General features: G+C 55.5%; 17 protein-coding genes. 11 read left to right on the forward strand and 6 right to left on the reverse strand.

Annotated features, from left to right (window positions below; translation table 11 throughout):
* Nucleotides 1–231: 231 nt before the first annotated feature.
* The gene (locus G439_RS0109670) at nt 232–1,203 is read right to left on the reverse strand and encodes an aldose epimerase family protein (RefSeq protein ID WP_022868984.1); all 972 of its coding nucleotides are present in this window, start codon (nt 1,201–1,203) and stop codon (nt 232–234) included.
* A gap of 350 nt (nt 1,204–1,553) precedes the next feature.
* Here G439_RS0109670 and G439_RS0109675 point away from each other — a divergent pair, with 350 nt between their 5' ends.
* The 4 genes from G439_RS0109675 to G439_RS0109690 are packed head-to-tail and all read left to right on the forward strand — an operon-like array spanning nt 1,554 to nt 5,980.
* Nucleotides 1,554–2,804, forward strand: coding sequence for an ABC transporter substrate-binding protein (locus G439_RS0109675; protein WP_022868985.1), 1,251 nt, complete (start codon nt 1,554–1,556; stop codon nt 2,802–2,804).
* Between the two features lie 30 nt (nt 2,805–2,834).
* Nucleotides 2,835–3,803, forward strand: a complete 969-nt coding sequence (locus G439_RS0109680; RefSeq protein ID WP_243442576.1) for a carbohydrate ABC transporter permease — start codon at nt 2,835–2,837, stop codon at nt 3,801–3,803.
* Entirely contained in the window at nt 3,796–4,650 is an 855-nt protein-coding gene (locus G439_RS0109685; RefSeq protein WP_022868987.1) for a carbohydrate ABC transporter permease, read from the forward strand. Before G439_RS0109680 ends, G439_RS0109685 begins: the two co-directional genes overlap by 8 nt.
* Before the next feature lies 1 nt (nt 4,651).
* A complete protein-coding gene (locus G439_RS0109690; RefSeq protein ID WP_022868988.1) occupies nt 4,652–5,980 on the forward strand; it encodes an alpha-L-fucosidase in 1,329 nt (442 codons plus the stop codon).
* A 160-nt stretch (nt 5,981–6,140) separates the two neighbouring features.
* Here the strand turns inward: G439_RS0109690 and G439_RS0109695 are convergent, their stop codons facing one another.
* On the reverse strand, nt 6,141–6,914 hold the full coding sequence (locus tag G439_RS0109695; protein ID WP_022868989.1) for a GntR family transcriptional regulator: 774 nt from the start codon (nt 6,912–6,914) through the stop codon (nt 6,141–6,143).
* Nucleotides 6,915–7,035: 121 nt separating this feature from the next.
* Between G439_RS0109695 and iolC the strand changes: the two genes are divergently transcribed.
* From iolC to G439_RS0109720, 5 genes are all read left to right on the forward strand, one after another.
* On the forward strand, nt 7,036–8,034 hold the full coding sequence (gene iolC, locus G439_RS0109700) for a 5-dehydro-2-deoxygluconokinase (RefSeq protein WP_207382284.1): 999 nt from the start codon (nt 7,036–7,038) through the stop codon (nt 8,032–8,034).
* A gap of 2 nt (nt 8,035–8,036) precedes the next feature.
* Entirely contained in the window at nt 8,037–8,909 is an 873-nt protein-coding gene (locus tag G439_RS0109705; protein ID WP_026459599.1) for a Cgl0159 family (beta/alpha)8-fold protein, read from the forward strand.
* Nucleotides 8,906–9,781 carry a 5-deoxy-glucuronate isomerase gene (gene iolB, locus G439_RS0109710; RefSeq protein ID WP_022868992.1) on the forward strand — a complete coding sequence of 292 codons (876 nt, stop codon included), beginning with the start codon at nt 8,906–8,908 and terminating at the stop codon, nt 9,779–9,781. Before G439_RS0109705 ends, iolB begins: the two co-directional genes overlap by 4 nt.
* Before the next feature lie 64 nt (nt 9,782–9,845).
* A complete protein-coding gene (gene iolD / locus G439_RS0109715) occupies nt 9,846–11,738 on the forward strand; it encodes a 3D-(3,5/4)-trihydroxycyclohexane-1,2-dione acylhydrolase (decyclizing) (protein WP_022868993.1) in 1,893 nt (630 codons plus the stop codon).
* Nucleotides 11,739–11,799: 61 nt separating this feature from the next.
* Entirely contained in the window at nt 11,800–13,293 is a 1,494-nt protein-coding gene (locus G439_RS0109720) for a CoA-acylating methylmalonate-semialdehyde dehydrogenase (protein WP_022868994.1), read from the forward strand.
* A 112-nt stretch (nt 13,294–13,405) separates the two neighbouring features.
* On the opposite strand, the gene G439_RS0109725 is transcribed toward G439_RS0109720, so the two are convergent.
* From G439_RS0109725 to iolG, 4 genes are all read right to left on the reverse strand, one after another.
* Complete coding sequence (locus tag G439_RS0109725) at nt 13,406–13,924, reverse strand: DUF4853 domain-containing protein (RefSeq protein ID WP_022868995.1); 519 nt, start codon at nt 13,922–13,924, stop codon at nt 13,406–13,408.
* A gap of 74 nt (nt 13,925–13,998) precedes the next feature.
* Nucleotides 13,999–15,465 (reverse strand): alpha/beta hydrolase, encoded by a 1,467-nt coding sequence (locus G439_RS0109730; RefSeq protein WP_083940863.1) that lies wholly within the window; start codon nt 15,463–15,465, stop codon nt 13,999–14,001.
* Nucleotides 15,419–15,745, reverse strand: coding sequence for a hypothetical protein (locus tag G439_RS0109735; RefSeq protein ID WP_022868997.1), 327 nt, complete (start codon nt 15,743–15,745; stop codon nt 15,419–15,421). The genes G439_RS0109730 and G439_RS0109735 overlap by 47 nt, the downstream gene beginning before the upstream one ends.
* Before the next feature lie 107 nt (nt 15,746–15,852).
* Nucleotides 15,853–16,839, reverse strand: coding sequence for an inositol 2-dehydrogenase (iolG, locus tag G439_RS0109740; protein ID WP_022868998.1), 987 nt, complete (start codon nt 16,837–16,839; stop codon nt 15,853–15,855).
* A 237-nt stretch (nt 16,840–17,076) separates the two neighbouring features.
* Here iolG and iolE point away from each other — a divergent pair, with 237 nt between their 5' ends.
* Nucleotides 17,077–17,964 (forward strand): myo-inosose-2 dehydratase, encoded by an 888-nt coding sequence (gene iolE / locus G439_RS0109745; protein WP_022868999.1) that lies wholly within the window; start codon nt 17,077–17,079, stop codon nt 17,962–17,964.
* 117 nt (nt 17,965–18,081) lie between these two features.
* Nucleotides 18,082–18,771, forward strand: a complete 690-nt coding sequence (locus G439_RS11870; RefSeq protein WP_022869000.1) for a GntR family transcriptional regulator — start codon at nt 18,082–18,084, stop codon at nt 18,769–18,771.
* Nucleotides 18,772–18,845 lie beyond the last annotated feature (74 nt).

The raw sequence follows: 18,845 nt of genomic DNA on the forward strand, positions 1-18,845 counted from the left end.
TTATACAGGTCAGACCGAAGTTGCTTTTAATCTTGCTTGGCTTGTGAATCGCCAAAACCAACGACTGTGTCTAATTTTGCGGGTGAACCTGTATAGAGCCGATACCCCAATGGGTGCAGGACTGAACTTGTGCGTCCTTCGCGGGGGTTTTGTGCGTCCTTCGGCAGACTTTTGTGCGTCCCTCGAGAGAAAGATGGGCGTCCTTCGGGGGCAAGCAAAGGGGGCCGGGACTTAGAGCAGCGACCCGACAAGCCGATGCTTAATCTCGTACCGCTGGCCGGCCTTGAGGTCTACGGCCGTGGCCACACCAGCGTCAGACAGCGGATTCTCGCTGGCTGAAACGCCCACGCCGAAGTCAAATGCCGAAGTCACAGGTTCAATACCCAGGCACACATTGGTGCCGCCCCAAGGCTCAAACTTGCGCCCACGGTTCGAGAACCACAGCAACACAGAGCTCAAATACTCCCGCTCCCATTCAACGGCGACGCGGTATCCCTCGTCTTCATTATCCAAAGACACAACTCCCTGCTTCGGATTGGCCGCAAGGACAATCTCATCCACGTCATCAGCCAAAGGCAGGCGCGTCAGATCAACCGTTCCTCCGCCGGATAGGGGAGCGGCGCTCAGGTCTGAAAACTGGGCTCCAATTTCCAACTTGGTCGTTCCCGAATCGACGGGCAGCACGTGGTAGCTGTCAACCTCGGGCATCCTTAACTGCGCACCTCCGGTGCTTTCGGGCAGACGTAGGATCGGATGCAAGCCGAGTGGTAGGCGGGCGTCTTCGCGCATAATGATGGCATCGACAAACTCCACGGCGCCCTCGACGCAGGTGACGCGTCTCTCCACACGAGCAACAGCTGAATCTGCATAGTCGAGGGCGAGGACGGCTTCGTTTTCACTTTGGCTGACTACCGTCCATGTGCCATTAGCGGAGTATCCGTGCGCCCACTGACCCGGGCCTGTGTAGCCTTCACGCCACTCTTTGGGGAGATCTTCGGCACTCGCGGGGGCTGCGCCGAAGGGAACGCACAGGAAGTCCCCGCGCAGTTTGTCGAGCAAAGGTACCTCAGCAAAACCATCCCATTGAGCGGTGTAGGTGGGGGTGAAAGCGTGGTTGGTATCGGCTTCAAAAGTCGCTGTGACCATGGCTGCCTGCAGCTGGATGGCTGCACGTACCTTGCTGGTGCCGATGGTGATTTCCATGATGATCGCTCCTTTGTTATGTCAGGGTGAGAGGTTAGGGGAGGTTGTTTTCCTCTGAAATCTACTTGTTATCAGGTCGTAATTTTGTTGACTATGAGTGGTATTTCATTGGAAATTCAGCCTTTTTGCTCCTTCGAGAAAAGCTTGAAGCATAAAAGCGTTGTTCCATTGACATTGTCCTGATACTGTTTGCTTTGTCATATTCAAAGATGAAACGTGGCAACAATGTCAGGTGTTTTCGATTGGTCGGCACTCCGGTGTGTCGAAGCAACCGTGCCGAGCTTACACCCGTACATAGGCTCCGACCTTTTGGGTTGGTGCCCGTCCATTTCAGGAATGAGGCTGAATCAATGCGCAATTTCAAGAAAGCGGCCATCGTCGCTACAGCGATCCTTCCAATGGTCGCCCTCGCAGCATGCTCCGGCGGATCGGGCGCTGAATCCGACTCCGGCGAGGCATCGGCACGCACCACCCAGATGTACGCGTGGGTGTCCGCAGAATCTGACCGCCAGCAGTGGCAGGCATTCGTTGACGCCGCCAAAGAGGTCAACCCCGAATTCGAATTAACCTTCGACGGCCCGGCCTTCACCGACTACTTCACGAAGGTTAAAACCCGCATGATGGCGGATGACGCACCATGCATCTTGACGACGCAGGCGGCGCGAGCCCAAGAACTTCGGGGAATCCTCACCCCTTTGGATGATCTGATGAAGGCTAACGGTATCGAAGCCTCGACCTACAACGAAGCCATGATGACGGGTATGACTATCGACGGTAAGGTCGTTGCTTTACCGTATGATGCTGAACCGGATGTCCTTTACTACAATCGCGCGCTATTTAAGGAAGCAGGGCTGACAGAACCGGGTACCGATTACACAACCAACCAGTTCCTTTCTGACGCCAAGGCTCTGACCAAGGACGGTAAGTGGGGCCTGGCCGTCAAGCCCTCTTTCATGGATAACGCCCCCGGCGTCTTCGCCTACTCCTTCGGTGGCGCCGTGTCCGCAGACGGTAAGCCCACGATGACCGATCCTAAGGTCGTCGAGGGCGTCCAATTCGCTTTCGATCTCATCGGCAAAGAAAAGGTTGCTCAAGCCCCCAACGCAGCCGATGGTGATGGTCCTTCCCAGGGTGCCTTCACTTCGGGTACTGCCGCCATGCTTTTCGATGGTCCCTGGATGTACTCGACTTTCGAAGCAGAACTTGGTGAAAATCTTGGCGTCGCAGTCATTCCCACACCGGATGGCAAAGCTCAGGGCGTCGTCCAGGGATCCGGATTTGGTATCGCCGAAAGTTGTCCAGACAAGGACGCGGCTTTTAAGGTCCTTATGCAGCTGGTGACACCGGAGGTTGTCGGTAAGGTTGCTGCTACCCGTGGCACCGTTCCTTCGATTGATTCGGTCATCGACCAGTGGGCTGAGGGTAAGCCTGCGGATTCGGTGGCAGCTATTGAAGCCATGCTGGCAAACGGTACTCCGCTGGTGACCACCACTGAGTGGAACCAGATTTCGACCTCGTTCATCCAGTACAGCCCTGAAGGCTTCCGCGGAACCCGCACAGCCGAAGACATCCTCACCTCAATTGAGGGTTCGGCAGGCTGACTTTCTTTTCCACGAACGGACGGACGACACGTGAGCACCTCAGTGACAACCCACGAGGTCGCCACCAAACCCACCCATCAAGCGCGCGGAGCCGACAAGAATGCCGGCTCCGCCGCCCGGGTCGGACGTGGTGACGGTCTGAGAGCATCGATCTACCTGGCCCCCGGGATGTTGGGCTTCCTCTGCTTCATCATCATCCCGCTTATCGCATCGTTCATCATTAGCTTCTTTGACTGGTCCCTTTACGGAGGAGCAACCTTCGTTGGGCTCGGTAACTTCCAGCGGATGCTCAGCGGCGAAGACCCGGCTTTCTCGACGATCATGCGCAACACGGTCGTCTTTGCGTTCTCCTACACAATCCTCAACCTTGTAATCTCCACAGGCCTAAGCTATTGGCTTCAGCAGATTCCCGAATTCTGGTCACGAGTCCTCCGAGTCATTTTCTTCATTCCGGTCGTCACCCCGATGGCCGGTAACGCATTGATTTGGCGCCTTCTGCTCTCTGATCAAGGCGTCGTTAATTCGTGGCTCGACAAAATTGGTATCGGCCCCATTTCTTTCCTCAATGAACCTGCTCTGGCGATGGGATCACTCCTTGTGATGTCGCTGTGGCAGGGTTTGGGATACAACATTGTGGTCCTGACGGCGGGGCTCAACGGTGTCAATACATCGGTTCTAGAAGCTGCTGAAATCGACGGTGTCAACGCCTGGCAGAAGTTCTTCAAGGTTGTTTTCCCAATGATTTCCCCAACGGTCTTTTTCTGCACAATCATGACCGTCATCGGAGCCTTCAAGGTCTTCGCTCAGCCTTACTTCCTGACTATGGGCGGACCGGGCGAAGCCACTAACACCATGGTCTTGGCTCTCTACCGCAACGGTTTTGCCTTCGACAAGCTGGGTTACGCATCAGCTCTGGCGTGGGTACTTTTCGTGATCGTTATGGTCCTGACCGCACTGCAGTTCAGCCAACAGAAGAGGTGGGTGAATTACGATGCCTGACACCAAGCTCGCGCGTCGGTCCACGCGAAAGAAAACCTTTACGATTGTTAGCTCTGTATGCTTGACAATCCTGGCGATCCTTTTCCTCTTCCCCTTCTTCTGGATGCTCGTTACCTCTTTGAAGCCAACATCCGAAGTCTTTTCCGCAGGTTCTTCGCTGGTGGGTTCGCGGCTGGAGTGGTCAAACTACCCATCCGCCCTGTCGTCGATTCCTTTCGCCCGTGTCATCCTGAACTCGATCATCGTTTCGGTAAGCGGGTCGCTCCTGGCAATGCTTGTGTCGCTGCTGTCCGCCTACGCTTTTGCCAGGTTACGTTTCAAGTTCCGCGATCATCTCTTCTTGCTGTTCATCGGTACCCTCGTGCTACCCCAAGAGGTTTTGGTTATTCCATTGTTCTTAGGTTTGAACAAGCTTGGTCTGACAAACTCGTATTTCTCGCTGATCGTGCCTTTCGCATTCGGAGCTTTCGGAGCGTTCCTCATTCGGCAATTCCTCATGCAGCTGCCCTTGGAGTTCGAGGAGGCCGCCCGGATTGACGGATGCAATGACTGGCGCATCATGACCCAGATCCTGCTTCCGCTACTCAAAGCGCCGATCCTTGTGGTCGGAGTCTTCGCCTTCATCGACTACTGGTCGACATTCCTATGGCCTCTCATCGTGATCAACGATCAGTCGATGGCGACAATCCCACTGGGCCTGCAGATGTTCTCAGGTGAACGCGGCACCGACTGGGGTCCAATGATGGCAGCCGTCGCCATGACAACTATTCCCTCATTCCTCATCGTCGTCTTCCTCCAGAAACAACTGGAGAAGGGCGTCGCCCTCGGCGCATTTGGAGGTCGCTAACATGGAATTTACACCGAAGAACCTGACCTACTCGGCAACCGACTGGGTTGACATCAAACGTCCGACCCCGCAGTGGTACAAGGACACGCCCCTGGGATTCTTCATTCACTGGGGTGCTTATTCTGTGCCGGCGTGGGCTGAGGACCATGGTGAGCTCGGTACAGAAGCGGATTGGGCTGCCTGGTTCACCCATAACTCCTATGCCGAGTGGTACTACAACACGATCCGCATCGAAGGGTCGCCTGCCCAGCGACGCCACCGAGATATTTACGGGTCCCTGGACTACGACTCCTTCTTGGATATGTGGGATGCGTCGGAGTGGAATCCTGATGACTGGACGAACCTTTTTAAGAATGCGGGTGCCGATTATGCGGTGCTGACAACCAAGCACCACGACGGCATCGCTTTGTGGGATGCCCCAGAGACCGGCAATCGCAATACCGTTCGGCGGGGGCCACGGCGCAATATCGTCGAAGAGTTCTGCGATTCGACGAGGGCGGCTGGCCTTCATGTCGGCTTGTACTATTCGGGTGGCCTGGACTGGCACTACCGTCCTTTCCCGCCCATCATGGCTGATGAGGAGTGCAACGATCTGTACCGTCCCAAGGATGCGGAGTACGCGCGTTACGTTTTTGTCCACTCGAAGGACCTGATTGACCGCTACCGGCCCGATGTGTATTGGAATGACATTAACTGGCCGGATGAGGGTAAGAACTTCGGTGAGTTCGGCTTGGGTCGACTGATGGATCACTTCTATCAGGTGTGTCCCGAGGGGGTAACGAATGACCGCTACGGCGGTGTCCATTCAGACTTCCTGACCAGTGAGTACCAACATTTTGGTGCAGCCGAGGACGCTGCCATGTGGGAGAACTGCCGCGGAGTCGGTTTGTCCTTTGGGTACAACCGCAACGAGGGGCCGGAGCAGTATTTGTCGGGTCCCGATGCGGTGCGCCACCTGATCAATGTGGTGACTAAGGGTGGGCGCCTACTGCTTGATGTGGGCCCCAAAGCTGATGGCTCTCTACCCACTGAGCAGTTGGCGGCTTTGGCTGGGTTGGCTGAGTTTATGGGCCCCCATAAGCCTGAGTTGGTGGCGGGGCAGGTCATTGAGCGTGAGGTGTCGTCCCCAGGTTGGGCCAGGGCGATTGCTCATGATGATCATGTTGCTGTGTTTGTCGATGAGACATCGAAGACCGTAGCCAACCTGCCTGAAGGGTTTGATTGGTCGCGGGTGTCGATCGCAAAGGGCAGCGTGTCTTTCGGTGATGGTGAGCTGTCGGTAGAGGTGCCCGAGGGCGTTCCCACTGTGGTGACGGCGCCAAGGAACTGACGTTACTCGTCCTCGTTAGCTCTTTCATTGCCTGCGAGGGACGCCCAAAACTGCGCCGAGGGACGCACAGAGATAGCCACTGGCAATCTTGTGCGTCCCTCGTGAAACTTTTGGGCGTCCCTCGGGGGTGGGGCGGGGGTGTGTTGGGAAGGTTGGCGACTTAGTTGGTGGCATTCCCGTCGGTCAAGGTCAACCTGAAAGAGTACAGTTCAGCGTTGTAAATGTGCGTGCCATATTCGATGACGGTGCCCTCTGAATCGTATGCAGTACGCGTCATTGTCAGGACTGGATCTCCAACTCGCATAGCCATTGGCTCTGCTTCGCTGGGTCGTAGAATCCGCGCGCCAATCTCCTGGTGAGCAGAAACCGGTCGAATTCCTTTCTCCGCAAGACAGGCATACAGGCCTTTCGAATTGAGGTCAGTTAGGCGCGGTGCATGTGCGGCAGCTAGAACGTTGGTCATCAAAGCCAATGGTTGGTCGTCAACCAGACGTCGCCGCACAATGTGGATCACTTCGGTTCCAGGGGCGCAGCTCAAGTGTGAGGCAGCTTCTTCATCAGCAAGCTTGACGGAGTAAGAGACCACCTCAGTTGTCGGCGTAAAACCAGCTTTAAGTAGGTCTTCGTTGAGGGATGTTAAGGACAGCGGGCGGCGAACATGGGTGGGGGTTACACGTGTTCCAGCTCCCCGACGTCGGGTGAGCAGCCCGCGTGATACAAGGTCTTGAAGAGCTCGCCGTGCGGTGGGCCGAGATACCTCAAGGCGATTCGCCATGGAAACTTCGTCTTCGATTAATTGTCCGGGCAACAAAGCACCAGTTGTAATCATCTGCCCGAGCGGTTCGGCAATCTGATTGTAAAGAGGAACTGTGCTTTCGCGGTCCAGGCTGATGTTCGGAGCAAAGGGGACTTCGAGATTTGATGGGGTGGGCATGTTGCGCTCCTAGCCGATGGAGACAAGATTCTGTCACCTGACATTCTATTTGTATGCACAAAGATTGACAATGCCTTCGTCTACTGCAAACATTATTGAAATCCAATACCCCAAATCCTTCATGGAAAAGTGGAGAAGCCCCATGGATTCAACGAAGAATCTCGATCTGCTAACTATTGGCCGCAGCGGAGTTGACATTTATCCGCTGGACATCGGAGTTGGCCTAGAAGATGTGTGCTCCTTCGGCAAGTTTCTGGGCGGTTCTCCAATGAACGTGGCCGTGGCCGCGGCTCGAATGGGACACGACTGCGCCATTCTGACCGGAGTCGGCAACGATCCATTTGGTCGCTACGTTCGCAAAGAGATGCGTCGCCTGGGAGTTGATGATCAGTACGTTGTCGTCAACTCTGAACTGAACACGCCTGTCACCTTCTGCGAGATCTTCCCGCCTGACGACTTCCCCCTCTACTTCTACCGACAGCCAAGCGCCCCCGACCTGCAAATCAGCCCCGAAGACGTACCCACCCGGGCCGTACGCAACGCCAAAATCCTCTGGCTATCGGTCACCGGCCTATCTGAAGAGCCTTCACGATCAACCCATCACAAGGCCATCGCAGACCGAGCAGGCGGGCTGACCATCCTCGACCTCGACTACCGCCCCATGTTCTGGACTAACGAGGAAAGCGCACACATCGAAGTCGACCGAGCCCTTGAGGCCACGACAATCGCCATCGGCAACAAGGAAGAATGTCGGATCGCGGTTGGAGAGACGGACCCGGACCGCGCCGCCGACGCGCTGTTGGAACGTGGCGTTGAAATAGCCGTCGTTAAACAAGGCCCCCTGGGAACCCTGGCAAAAACAGCAGAAGAACGCATTATCGTTCCCGTCACCCCCGTCCAAACCTATAACGGTCTTGGAGCCGGAGACTCCTTTGGTGGCTCGTTCTGCCACGGCATCCTCCAAGGATGGGACCTGGGGCGAATTATCCAATTTGCTTCCACAGCAGGCGCCATCGTTGCCACCCGCCTCGAATGCTCCACGGCTATGCCCACGGAAAACGAAGTCCATCAGCTAATAGCCCAACATCCCAATACCGCCCCTATCGTCGAAAGCCTGTGATCATGGGCCTCATCGAAGAACTCAGCCACATCCGTGCCACCGAACCCGAACGTATCGGGCAAGCTCTTGCAGCCAGACCCCGACCTAAGGTTGACCCCTCGGATAATTGCGCCAAACATATGGTTATTGCCTGTGACCATCCAGCTCGCGGAGCCCTGGGAGCTGGACGACGCCCCTGCGCAATGGCTAACCGCGAAGATCTTCTAGGTCGTATCGTCACAGCTTTGGATAGACCCGGCGTCACAGGATTCCTTGGAACAGCAGACCTAATTGAGGACCTCGCCCTTTTAGGTGCCCTCGACGGTAAAAACGTCTGGGGCTCCATGAACCGCGGTGGGCTTCAAGGAGCCACCTTTGAAATCGACGACCGATTCACCGGCTACAACGCTGAAGGAATCGAAGCGTCGGGCCTAGACGGCGGCAAAATGCTAGTGCGCATTGACTATTCAGACCCTGCTACAGCAGACCTCCTCGAATCGGTGGGAGCAGCTGTGGACGACCTAGCGGACCGAAACCTAGGTGCAATGGTAGAGCCTTTCATTTCCACTCGATCCGGCTCAACAGTCACCAATGACCTGACGCCAGATGCGGTCATGAAGTCCATCGCCATTGCTCAAGGACTTGGATCGACATCAGCGCGCACCTGGCTCAAACTTCCCTGCGTTGACAACATGGAACGCGTTATGAGCGCAACCACGTTACCCAGCCTCATCCTTGGCGGTGAAGTATCCGATGATGCAGACGATGCGAGAGCTTCATGGGCTCGAGCGTTGGAACTTCCAAACGTCCGAGGTCTCGTGATTGGACGATCCCTTCTATATCCAGCCGACGACGATGTTGCCGGTGCAGTCGACAGAGCGGTGGAACTGCTATGAATGACGAGAAATACACCATCCGAGCCGGAGCTAGCGGACACGGTTCCTACACGGTTGACCTCAGCCCCGAACAAGCTGGATGGGACTGGTCAGGCTTACGCGTACTCGTCCTCGAAGCGGGACAACATATCGATATCTCCGGCGGTGAAGCGGAATTCCTCGTCCTACCGCTGACTGGTGGATGCGTTGTCACCATTGGCGTAGACAGCCACCAAATCAATGGACGTGAATCGGTATTTACCGACATCACCGACTACCTGTATGTTCCGCGGCGTACCGACATTTCCATCCAATCTGCCGAGGGTGGCCGCTTCGCCCTGCCCTCAGCAGTGGCCACAGCTGACCTTCCGGTGCGTTACTGTCCACGCAGTGAAGTTGGTACCGGCCTGCGCGGAGCAGGCCCGGCCTCGCGCCAAGTCAACAACTACGCGCTGGGTAACGCCGTAGAAACCAGCCACCTGCTGGCCTGTGAGGTTCTGACACCGGGCGGCAACTGGTCGTCCTACCCGCCCCACAAGCACGACGAACACAGCGACATCGAACGCATCCTTGAAGAGATCTACTATTACGAGATTCGGCCGGGTGCTGACGACGTCCCCGGTTTTGCTCTACAACGCATCTATCCGTCGCCAGGACACGATATCGATGTGTGCACCGAAGTTCACGACGGCGACATCATCACCATGCCGCACGGTTACCACGGACCCACCGTTGCCGCCCCCGGCTACGACCTCTACTACCTCAACGTTATGGCAGGCCCCGCAGAAGATGCCGTCTGGCTCATGACAGACGACCCCCACCACACGTGGGTGCGCCAAACATGGGAAGACCAAGACGTTGACCCACGCCTACCAATGACGCCGATGAACTGAAGAAACAGACTCGCCCTCGTCGCCCGCAATCCCAACCAGGAACACGATTCAGAACAGAGCCCCCATGTCCACGATCAAACTGACCGTCGCCCAAGCAACCATTCGATTCCTTATCAACCAATACTCCGAGATGGACGGTGTTGAACACCGCCTCGTGTCCGGAGCTTTCGGTATCTTCGGCCATGGCAACGTCGCAGGTATTGGCCAGGCCCTTTTGCAAAACGAAATTGACCCAACCCCAGACGGCGGCGAAATGCCATACATTATGCCGCGTAACGAGCAGGGAATGGTTCATGCGGCCGCCGCATACGCCAAAGCCACTAACCGGCTTCAAACCAAAATGTGTACGGCCTCCATTGGTCCAGGATCGTTGAATATGGTTGTTGGAGCTGCCCTGGCCACCACTAACCGACTACCAGTGCTTCTCTTCCCATCCGACCAATTCGCCACCCGCTACCCAGACCCGGTACTGCAACAGATCGAGAATGCTCAGACACTGGACATCACCTGCAATGATGCCTTCCGTTCAGTGTCGGCCTTCTTTGATCGGATTAACCGGCCCGAACAGCTTCTGCCCAGCCTCATGCAGGCTATGCGGACGCTGACCGACCCCGCTGATACGGGAGCCGTCGTCATTGCCATGCCTCAAGATGTCCAAGCCGAGGCCTTCGACTTCCCTGAAGAAATGTTTAGGAAGCGGGTCTGGCACGTGCGCAGGACTCCCGTCGATCAGGCGAGCTTGGATCGTGCTGTCAGCCTCATCAAATCAGCAAAGCGTCCTTTATTGATCGCCGGTGGTGGAGCCATCTATTCTCAGGCATCGCAAGAGCTACGCGAATTTGCTGCTGCCACGGGCATCCCGGTTGCCGATACTCAAGCAGGCAAAGGGGCCATTAACTTTGATCATCCCCAATCCGTTGGAGGAGTTGGGTCTACCGGTGGGGACGCAGCCAATCATTTAGCCGACAAAGCCGACCTGATCATCGGGGTGGGAACCCGCTACTCAGATTTCACCACTGCATCACGCACCCAATTTAAAAACCCCGACGTACGTTTCATCAATATCAATATCAAAGCATTTGATGCTGTAAAGAATGGCGCCGAAATGCTGGTGGCTGACGCGCGTGAAACCCTTACCGCCCTGACGCGAGAGCTTGAAGGCTGGCAAGTCTCATCCCACTACCATGACGAGGTCGCCGCCGAGAAGTCGGCATGGGAATCCAAAGTCTACGAATGCACCCACTTGGGCCACGGACCTTTGCCTGCACAGACAGAAATCTTTGGAGCACTGAACGAGCTGATGAGCGACGAGGATGTTGTCATCAACGCTGCCGGATCAATGCCTGGTGATCTTCAAGCTTTGTGGCAGGCCCGGACCCCCGTTCAATACCACGTGGAATATGCCTTCTCCTGCATGGGCTATGAGATCCCGGCAGCTATGGGCGTCAAAATGGCCCTGCCAAATTCCGAAGTTGTTGCCATTGTTGGTGACGGAACCTACCAAATGCTGCCGATGGAACTGGCAACTGTTGCCCAAGAAGACATCAAAGTCATCTATGTCCTTTTGCAGAACTACGGTTTCGCTTCCATTGGTGCACTGTCTGAATCGCGCGGATCGCAGCGTTTTGGCACGAGGTATCGGGCCGGTGGGGCTGGGACTGACCACACTGAGGATGGGGTCAAGCTCGACGTTGATATTGCGGCTAACGCCAGGTCGTGGGGTATTGACGTAATTGAAGTCCGCACGATTGAAGAATTCAAAGCTGCGTACGAGCAAGCTGTGACTGCAGATCATGCGGTCATGATCCACATCGAAACGGACCTGTATGGGCCTAATCCGCCCTCGTCGTCGTGGTGGGACGTGCCCGTATCGCAAGTGTCACGGATCGAATCGACCGCCACCGCCTACCGCGACTATGTCTGCGACCGTGCACCCCAACGCCACTACCTGAACTGATAACCCAGGCGAGCCAGTTGGCCTCGCGCCCTTTCATGACCTCTTAGATAAGGATTCAATGATGAAGACTATTCCCCACTGGATCAACGGCAAAGAATACGAAGGAACGCCAGTTGGTCGATTCCCAGTCGAAAACCCCGGCACTGGACAGGTTCAGGCTGAACTTCTTCAAGCCAGCGCCCAAGACTTAGACCATGCCGTTGAGGTAGCGCGCGAGGCCCAGAAAGAATGGGCCAAAGCACCTCTTGCTAAGCGCACCGAAGTGATGTTCAAGATGCGTCAACTGATCTTGGATCATCAAGACGAAATGGCGCGAATGATCGTCGAGGAACATGGGAAGAACTACTCCGACGCCATTGGTGAAATTCAGCGTGGACGCGAAACCTTGGATTTTGCGACATCGATCAATGTGGCACTCAAAGGTGAGTACAGCTTTGACATCTCCAGTGGCGTAGACATTCATACATTGCGTCAACCTATCGGAGTCGTTGCAGGTATTTGCCCCTTTAACTTCCCTGCCATGGTCCCCATGTGGATGCATCCCATTGCTATTGCTACTGGCAATGCCATCATCCTTAAACCTGCTTCGGCTACGCCCTCGGCGGCCTTGCTGACTGCCCGTTTGTACAAGGAAGCTGGCCTGCCTGACGGTGTGTTCAACGTTGTGTCAGGGGATCGGTCGATCGTGTCGGGCATCCTGGAACATCCGGGTATCGACGCCATTTCATTCGTAGGTTCGACTCCGGTGGCACACATTGTTCAAGATACCGGGGTGACCCACGGTAAGCGTGTGCAGGCACTGGGTGGTGCCAATAACCATGCGATTGTGATGCCGGATGCGGATCTAGATTTTGCTGCTGGGCATATTTCTGCCGCAGCCTTTGGTGCCGCAGGTGAGCGCTGCATGGCCCTCCCCGTTGTTGTTGCCGTAGGTGGGTGTGGGCCGGAGTTAGCTCAGCGGGTCAAAGCACACGCAGAGAAGATCAAGGTTGGCTATGGCATGGATGAGGGCGTCGAAATGGGCCCGGTCATCGATGCTAAGTCAAAGGAATTCATCATCTCTCTGATTGATGCTGGCGAGGCCGATGGAGGAGAGGTTGTTCTTGATGGGCGAGGCCTGGTAGTTCCCGGGCACGAGAATGGTCATTTCGTTGGCCCAACTATTGTTGACAATGTTCCTACGACATCGCGTCTGTACAAGGAAGAGGTTTTCGGGCCGGTACTCACTATTGTTCACGCCGACAATTACGAGGACGCCATCAAGATCGTTAACTCTTCCGAGTTTGGTAACGGTTCAGCCATCTTCACCAACGATGGTGGTGTTGCACGTCGCTTTACTCTTGATGTTGAGGCTGGCATGGTTGGTGTGAATGTTCCGATTCCTACGCCGGTGGCCTACTACTCCTTTGGAGGGTGGAAAGAGTCATTGCTGGGGGATCATCACATACATGGTCCCGAGGGCGTGCGTTTTTACACGCGCGCTAAGGCCGTTACAAGCCGTTGGCCGTCAGAAAAAACCTATGCTGCGACCATGTCTTTTCAGCGCGAAGAGTAAATGCTATCTCCCCATAGGGGGTTCCTTTCCCACACGCGCCCAGACCCAGTGTGATGATCACTGGGATAGCAATACGCCAAAATTTTTGCATCGTAACCTTGCTGTTTCTTGATCAATCTTTGGTTGGTGATTGTGGTGTGTTCGTGTAGGACTGGGCGTAGTCCATGTGGGGGTCTGGTGGGAGGGTGGTTTCCCAGGTTGGGGGTGTGCGGTCTTTGGGTGTGGTGGTGGCCCCGTTGGTGGGGCGGCATCCGGTGACTCCACTGATGGCTGCGCCGTCAGAGCCGTTGAGATAGATGGAGATATCGCCGCCGTTTTTCTCGTCGTGCCAGAAGAATGCGTCGCCGTGGTCACTTCGGTGGGTGAATCCGAGGGGTGTGAGGACGCGGTCGCCGACTTCAACGGCTTTTTCGGCGGTAATGGGGGGTATTGAGATACTTGCGGTATAGAGCTCGAAGGTGGTTTCGTCGCAGTATGTGAGCTCTGATGGTCGACGGAGAGAAAGGTCGTTTGTGTTGGTGGTGAGTTGTTGTGCGATGGTGTAGACGGCGTTTTCGATGTGGGTTTGGTAGTCCTCGATGGTTTGGCGTTCTTCAATGGGTAGTGTTCCCTCCCACCAGATTTGCTTCACAGGTGTTCCTCCCCCGCACGCACTCAAACCCAGTGCGACGATCACTGGGATAGCAACACACCAAAACCCTCGCATCAAAATCTCCCTGCAATGACTTTACCGAAATCTTTCAATGATCCGGAAACGTCCTCCAGGTAAAGGCTGTGCCGTCCGAAAAGCCCATAGCCCTTCGGATCGGGAGCGTCCCCCGACAGATGGGTGATCCCTTCGAGTTTGGTCGGATTGACTCCGAATGTGGAGTCAGGTCCCAACCCCTGCACAAGATCCTCACTGTCCACGGCGGACACGTAAGCGGTTCCCGAATCCAGGTTGTATTCGTTTATCGATGACACCCCTGAACCGGGGGAGCCAAACATCACCAGATCGTCAACAACCTCGACATTTACTTGGGCCACTGCCTTCCCAGATGTTGTAGAACCATAGGAATGGCCTAAAATTGTTGTATGTGGATCGGCAGTAGCCCCTGGCATGGCCGATGCCGCTTGGCGTGATGCCTGGAGGCCCTCGTGGAAGGAGGACAGTAGCCTTGCCCCCTCATCTGCACGGGAGGGGAGGGCCACCTCACCCCAATAGGGCTCACCAAAATTCCCCGGCGCGTCGTAACCGAGCCAAGCGATAACGGCTACGGATGATGCGTGTGCATCATTTGCTGCTTTTTGGATGCGCGCTGCATGTTTTAAACACGGCTCCAAACTTTCCGTCGGATCCGTCGTCATGCCCGGAACAAAAGTCGCCACATGGGCTGCCGTATCCACATTCCCGATCGCAAAGGCAACCCTGATATGTTCAACTCCCAAAGCGTCAAGGGTCAGCAACGAATAATTCGGATGCAAGTTTGCCTGCCGAAGGATCTCCTCAATATCACTGAGCTTCTGCTGCGCAATACGATACTGATACGGCGTGAAACTAGCCGTGACGGTCGACTTCTCCAACTCACGCTTCATGCGCGCCACCTCGGCGGCCAATAGATTCCGCATTGCCGTCAAGCGCGCCCGATTTGCCCGATCTCTTGACGCGCCATCAACACCATTCAAGTTACCGATCAAGCCCGGATGGGAGGAAATGAGCCGACTGCGTTCCGCATCGGTCAAATTCTTCCACCATGTCGCCACCTGGATAACCGACCACGATGCCTGCGGTAGATCAGGAAGACTCGGCGACGGACTCGACGCATCCTCCGTACATACGTAAGTCCCAGAAACAACAGCCTCCAGATGCCTGGAATACTCCTGATCCACTTCGACCGCGCGAGCCAGCGTCCGCGCAACCTCGTCCCTCAAGAAATCGGCCGCTTCCTCAAGCTGACGATTATGTGCGGATACCAGACGAATATCTTCAAACTGCGCGGAAAATGGGTAGGGCTCTGGAACGTAAGTGACCTTGCCGAACTGATCGAGGCTCACGCCATTGACTTGGGCGTACTGATAGCACTCTAAAACCCTGGTCTGAACATCCCACACGCCGTCGGCAAACTCCGATGTTGCCATCAGCACCTCAGTAGGACCACATGATCGGATCAACGACGTGATCGCGCGCATCATTCATCGACTCTTCAATGCGCATTTCCTGGGAAAGGAAGGCGTGGAGTGATGCCGTGACATCTTCTTGAATCTCATGCAGCCTCAACCCAGCAGCGCGGATTTTCTCGTCAAGGTCGCCACCGACGGACTCCATCATTCTTAAAGCCGTCGCTCCGGGCGCAGCGCGGTGCCCCGCATTCAACATGTCGCCCACCTCTGGGCAAGAACGACACGTATCAGCGGTGTCACTCAACACAGTGGCGAGCGTCTGAAACTCACCGACCTCCACATCGAGGTTCATGAGGGGGCCTCCGGATTTAAACAGGGGTACCCCAGTTATACGCGCAGTGGTGGGCAAAGAGATGGTGACGGTGGAGAAATAGTGACTCGAGAAGGGGTTTTCCGTGGTTATATCCGCACGACTTGTCCGGTACGTGCAGACTTCGCTGCTGCCTCGGCCAAACGTAGGGCAGCAGCGCCATCAGCAATACTGGGAGATGGCGTGCGGCCCGTGTTTACCGCGTCGATGAATTCATCGAGTTCGCGCGCGTAGGCGGCCTCGTAACGTTCCAAAAAGAAATCAAGGTAGGGATCTTCCGCGGAAGTAACGTGGGAGCTGCTGTAGCGTACGGTTGTTGGGCGGATGTTTTCAGCAAAGAGTGAACCTTTAGTGCCGAAAGCTTCTAGGCGCTGATCGTAACCTGACGCGCAATGGCGTGAATTGGTGATTGTTGCCGACTTACCTGCAGCGTTGACCAACGTGATGACAGCGCCGTCAAAGTCGCCGGTGTCAGCTAGTTCTGGATCTAAGTTTTGACCCAGGGCAAATACGGACACGATGTCTCCTAAGAAGAATCGTGCTGTGTCGAAGTCGTGGATCGTCATATCTGCAAAAATGCCGCCTGATATAGCGATGTATTCCTTAGGTGGTGCCGAAGGGTCGCGCGAGATGATCGTGAGCTGCTCCAGATCTCCGATCTTTCCTTCTTTTACTGCGTCATGAATAGCGGCGAAGGAAGGGTCGAAGCGGCGGTTGAAACCGAGCATGACGACCGGATTAAGGTTACCCAATTCGGTTAGGAAAGCATCGACTTCTGCGCTTGATGCAGCAAGGGGCTTTTCGCACAGTGCAGGTTTGCCGGCTTGGGCGGCTGCCAGAATCTGCGGAGCGTGTAGTGGGGTAGGTGAGCAGATGACGACGGCGTCAACCTCTGTGTCAATGAATACGTCGTCTGCATTGGTGGTCCAGCGCGCGCCATATTGTTCGGCCAAGGAGCGGGCTCCGTCCTCGTAAATGTCGGCAACGAGGACGAGTTGGGCCTTTGGGTTGATGGAGATCGACTGTGCATGGACGCGGCCAATGCGGCCCGCGCCGATGATCCCGATTCGCAGCATTGTCGTCACTTCCTTGTGATCTGCGGAGGCTTTAGTGCCGTCCATAGTGGAACTATGTTAAATGATTTGAGTGTGAGGATGCTATTTGTTCGAACAAGGTGTTATTCGTTGCTATAATTGCATAGACTTGGGATGGATAACGTATCCGAGTCAACGATGTATCTCGGATGTGTTCACTGAAAAACTGATTGATAGGACATATAGCTCTCGTGGTCGGGGGCTCGGAGTGGAGATCTCATGAGCAACATTAAGGTTGGCTGCGCCCCCATTGCTTGGGTCAATGACGACATGCCTGCCCTAGGGGGAACAACTACCTACCAGCAGATCCTTTCCGAGGTTGCTCTTGCCGGATATACGGGCACTGAAATTGGTAACAAATACCCCAAAGACCCCAAAGTGCTCAATAAAGAACTTGGCTTGCGCGGCATCCGTGTTGCGGCGTCGTGGCACGGCAGCCTGCTCACCACCAACGACTATGAAACCGAGGAGCGCAAGTTCATTGAATTCTGCGACTACATGGTTGCCCTAGAGGCGGATTGCATCAATATCTGCGAACAAGGACACTCCATCCAAGGCGCGCGGGATCGCTCTGTGTTTGCCGATAAACCAACCTTCACTGACGAAGAATGGGATCGTCTTGCTACAGGTCTCAACCGATTTGGTGTTCTTGCTCGCCAGAAGGGGCTTCGCCTGGCGTACCACCATCATATGGGAACTGGCGTACAGACCACCGCTGAGATTGACAAGCTCATGGAACTCACCGCCCCCGACGCTGTCAAGCTCCTCGTCGATAACGGTCATCTGCTGTTCTCCGGCGAATCAACAGAAGATATCATCGCTCGCTACATCGACCGTATCGGCCACATTCACCTCAAAGATATTCGTCCCGAAGTGGTGGCCCGCGCCAAGGCAGAAGGTTTGAGTTTCCTTGATTCGATTCTGGCTGGCGCCTTCACAGTGCCCGGCGATGGCCCCACAGATTTTGGTGCTTTGCTGCGTCCTGTCGTTGAATCAGACTATGACGGGTGGTTTATGGTCGAGGCCGAGCAAGACCCTGATGTTGCTCATCCTCTGGAATACGCATTGCTCGCTCGGCGGTACCTCAAGGAATCTTTAGGGGTGTGAACTGGGAAAAGCGCAATGGCGCACATCGTGAGGAACGAGACTTGCAGACTAGACTGACTGCAGAAGTCCTGTGAATATCGCCCACTGGATGTGGGCTGTCCTCAAGGAGTCGTCCAGATGGCGATAGCTGCTAGTGTGCGGACCACTAAGAACTATGCTGCCAAGCGTCAGGGTTTGACGGAGCAAGTTCAGGACGCTTTGGTCGACATGATGATCCAAGGAGTCTTGGCCGACGATGAGCCCATTCGAATTGAGTTCCTCGCAGAGACGCTCGGAGTTTCAGCTACTCCCGTACGTGAAGCTCTTGCCCGAATGGAAGGGCGGGGGCTGGTGGTTCGGCACAACTACAGGGGGTACAGAACTGCGCCAAAGCTTTCGGAGGAAGAATTGTGCGATCTGATGGCGGTGCGGCTTTTGCTGGAACCGGAAGCTGCTCGGTTGGCATGCCTCAATGACGTGAAGGGCCTCAACGAGGCGCTTGGAGAGGTGGTGCGCCAACAAGAGGAGACGCTCGGTTTGAGGAACTCGGATGAAATGCGTGCTTTCATGCGCGCGGATCAGGAGTTCCACCGGATCATTCACCAGGCGTCGGGCAACCGCTTCCTTATGTCGTCGGCTGACGTCCTGGGGGGCAACGTCCAGCGCTGGCGACATTTCAAGGATCGTATCGTCACAGATGCTGCGGATTCCCTGGCTGAGCACAGGGTCATCCTTGAAGCCATGCTATCCGGCGATAGTCAGGCGGCTGCCCAGGCAATGAAGGCGCATCTGGAGAGCTTGGTGTCGCGTCTGCGTTCTGAGAGCTGAGCTGGGAGTCGGTTGATTCTCGGTTGACGAGGGCGGGCACCTCTTTCTATGTAAAATATATAATCGATAATGTA

This window comes from Schaalia vaccimaxillae DSM 15804, assembly GCF_000420425.1.
Lineage (GTDB): Bacteria > Actinomycetota > Actinomycetes > Actinomycetales > Actinomycetaceae > Pauljensenia > Pauljensenia vaccimaxillae.